General features: G+C 65.6%; 3 protein-coding genes. All 3 read left to right on the forward strand.

All coding sequences use genetic code 11. From position 1 onward, the window contains the following. Positions 1-191: 191 nt before the first annotated feature. Entirely contained in the window at positions 192-590 is a 399-nt protein-coding gene (locus H928_RS0110170; protein ID WP_021026404.1) for a group II truncated hemoglobin, read from the forward strand. A 214-nt stretch (positions 591-804) separates the two neighbouring features. Next, positions 805-1,398: a LemA family protein gene (locus H928_RS0110175; RefSeq protein ID WP_021026405.1), complete on the forward strand. Its 594-nt coding sequence runs from the start codon at positions 805-807 to the stop codon at positions 1,396-1,398. A gap of 66 nt (positions 1,399-1,464) precedes the next feature. Continuing rightward, a partial coding sequence (locus H928_RS27065; RefSeq protein WP_021026406.1) for a M48 family metalloprotease occupies positions 1,465-2,411 on the forward strand: 947 nt, incomplete at its 3' end.

Consider the following 2,411-nt stretch of genomic DNA (forward strand, 5'->3'; position numbering starts at 1 on the left):
TGCTGGCGCTGGTGGCAGGCTGGTGGGGCCTGCGCGAGGTGCTGCGCCGCCCGGTCGTCGTGACTTTGCGCGAAGCGGTGTGAATGCTGCGCCATAGAGCGGTAATATCGCGGGTGACAGGACTGTGGGCGCTGTGCAGGCGCAGCGCCCGCTGCCTGATCCTCTGCCCCTGCGTACCCTGAGAGCCCTCTATGCACATCGAAGAAAAGCCCCCGTTTGACACCCCTTTTGAATGGATCGGCGGCGAGGACCAGGTGCGGGCGCTGGTGGACCGCTTCTATGACCTGATGGACCTGGAGCCCGGCTACAAGGAATTGCGGGACGCCCATGGCAGCAGCTTGCAGGATGCGCGCGACAAGCTGTTCTGGTTTCTCTGCGGCTGGCTGGGCGGCCCCGACCATTACCAGCAGCGCTTTGGCCACCCGCGCCTGCGCATGCGCCATATGCCGTTTTCGATCGGCATTCTGGAGCGCGACCAGTGGCTGGCCTGCATGGACCAGGCGATGGGCGATGTCGGCGTCGATGAGGAACTGCGCAGCCGCCTGGGCCAGAGCTTTTTCCAGACTGCGGACTGGATGCGCAACCGCTGACCCAGACCCGAGCCGCTGCTGGGTTGCGCAGGCATTCTGTGCAGCGCCCCGTCTGCCGCGGGCGGCCCGCCGCCCATTACCTGATTTCTTGACTTCTGTCATGCACCGGGTTCGCAAAATGCAACGTCCACGCTGGTTTGCATTCCCTATTGGGGCGCCGCAGCGCTATGGCCCATAATCAAGCCACTAAAAACGAAGAGGGTGGATGAGGGTTATGAATACCAATTTGATGGTGGTTTCGGCGCTGGTGGCCGCCTTGCTGGTCTGGGGCGTGCTGGTCTACAACCGCTTGATGGCCTTGCGCAACCGCACCAGCAATGCCTTGGCGCAAATCGATGTGCAGCTCAAGCGCCGCTACGACCTGGTGCCCAACCTGGTGGCGGTGGCCAAGAAATACCTGGAGCACGAGTCCCAGACCCTGGAAGCGGTGATCCGCGCGCGTGGCCAGGCCCAGGCAGCGGCCAGTGCGCTGCGCGCAGCCCCCAGCAAACCAGAGGTGGCCGATGCCATGGTGGCCGCCGAGAGCGCGCTGGGCGGCGCCCTGGGCCGCCTGATGGTGCTGACCGAAAGCTACCCGGACCTCAAGGCCGATGACACGATGCGCTCGCTCAGCGAAGAGCTGGGTAGCACCGAAAACCGCATTGGCTATGCGCGCCAGGCGTATAACGACCAGGTGCTGGCATTCAACAACGCTTCGCGCGCCTTCCCGGCGATTGTGGTGGCCTCGATGCTGGGCTTTCATGCGATGCCGATGCTGCAATCGACGCAAAATGCCCAGGAGCGCGAAGCCGTTCGCGTGCAGTTCTAAGCCGATGAAGGCCGCGGCCCAAGACCACGGCGGCGCGCTGCGCTGTGAGGCCGCAGCGGCGCAGACATGAACTTCTGGGATTTTCAAGCCAGCGCAAGGCGCCGCACCTGGGGCCTGGTGGCCGCTTTTGCGCTGCTGGTGCTGGGCATTGCGCTGGGCGTGCACCTGGTGCTGGCGCTGGTGTTCTGGACGCCCGCGCTGGTGGCAGTAGCCTTCAGCCAACTGCGGCTGGAGCAGGTCGCCGTGCATTACCCGGCCGGTTTTCTGGCCACCAATATCGGCATCGTCAGCCTGATGGTGCTGGGCGGCGCCTGGATCAAGCGCAGCAATCTGCGCCAGGGCGGCTTGCACCTGGCCAGGCAGCTGGGCGCGCGCGAGCTGCGCCCATCGGTATCGCATGCCGAGCAGCAGTACCAGAACATTGTCGAGGAGCTGTGCATTGCCGCCGGCGCCCAGCGGCCCCAGGCCATGGTGCTGCCGCGTGACCGCTCGCTCAATGCCTTTGCCGCCGCCTGGGAAGCTGAGGATGCGGTGATCGTGGTGTCCATGGGCGCGCTGGAATACCTCAGCCGCGACGAGCTCAAGGGCGTGGTCGCGCATGAGCTGTCCCATCTGCACGAGGGCGATACGCGTCTCAACATGGAGCTGGCCGGCTATGTGTTCGGGCTGGAGATGCTGTTCAACTACGGGCGCGACTGGGTCGAGCGCGGTGTGTCGCTGTTTGGCCGGCCGCTGATGGCCGTGGGCTGGCTGGGCTGGTTGGCGGCGCAGGCGCTCAAGGCAGCCGTATCGCGCCAGCGCGAATACCTGGCCGATGCCCGCGCCGTGCAGTGGACCCGCAACCCCGATGGCCTGGGCCGCGTGCTGCGCAAGGCGCTGTGGCAGCAGGACTACCCCTTGCAGGCCGATGCCCTGCAGCCCCGTGGCGGCGCAGCCGGGGCCTATTCGCCGCTGATGGAGCATATGCTGCTGCTGGAGGTGCACAGCATCGAAGAGATGCATGACTTCTGGCA

It is taken from the genome of Comamonas sp. B-9 (genome assembly GCF_000410635.1).
Classification (GTDB): domain Bacteria; phylum Pseudomonadota; class Gammaproteobacteria; order Burkholderiales; family Burkholderiaceae_C; genus Comamonas.